Below are 567 nucleotides of genomic sequence, written 5' to 3'. Positions count from 1 at the left end.
ATTCGGACAGGCCGGGGTTCTCGGCTGCGCCGGTGGTTTCAACAGCGGCAGAGCCGCCTTCGCCAGCCGCATCAAAGGTCGAAGTCCGGAAGGAGATGACCTTCTTGGCGTCTTTCGACTTCACGGTCTGGATCGCGTTACCGGCGTAGATCGGACGCTCGAAGGTATCGGCGTCGACAACAGCGGTCACATCCGAGATCACCATCACGTCCAGCAGCGCCGCAACGCGCGGCAGCACGTTCTTGGCATCGGTGGTCGCAGGCGCCACGATGTGGCTGTAATCGCCAGCCAGCGACACGATCAGCGCTGCAGTCGGCTCGGCCAGGCGGTGACCCAGCGAGGCGTCCTCGGCGACCAGCACCTTGGCCACACCGTCGATCTTGGCAGCAGCGTCGCCCGCGGCAGCTGCCGATGCGCCGGCACAAAGCACGGTCACATCGCCCAGCGCCTTGGAGGCGGAGACAGCCTTGGCGGTGGCGTCCATCGCCAGTTCGCCATTGTTCACTTCAGCAAGGAGAAGAACAGCCATTACACAGCCCCCGCTTCTTTGAGTTTCGCAACCAGTTC

General features: G+C 63.7%; 1 pseudogene. It reads right to left on the bottom strand.

The window, feature by feature from the left end:
• Positions 1 to 529 (bottom strand): annotated as a pseudogene (locus C6W91_RS21285) (electron transfer flavoprotein subunit alpha/FixB family protein); the annotation flags it as partial.
• Positions 530 to 567 lie beyond the last annotated feature (38 nt).

Origin of the sequence: Phaeobacter sp. SYSU ZJ3003 (assembly GCF_041300735.1) — a bacterium.
Lineage (GTDB): Bacteria > Pseudomonadota > Alphaproteobacteria > Rhodobacterales > Rhodobacteraceae > Phycobacter > Phycobacter gallaeciensis_A.
This window is presented reverse-complemented; position numbering and strand designations above follow the sequence as displayed.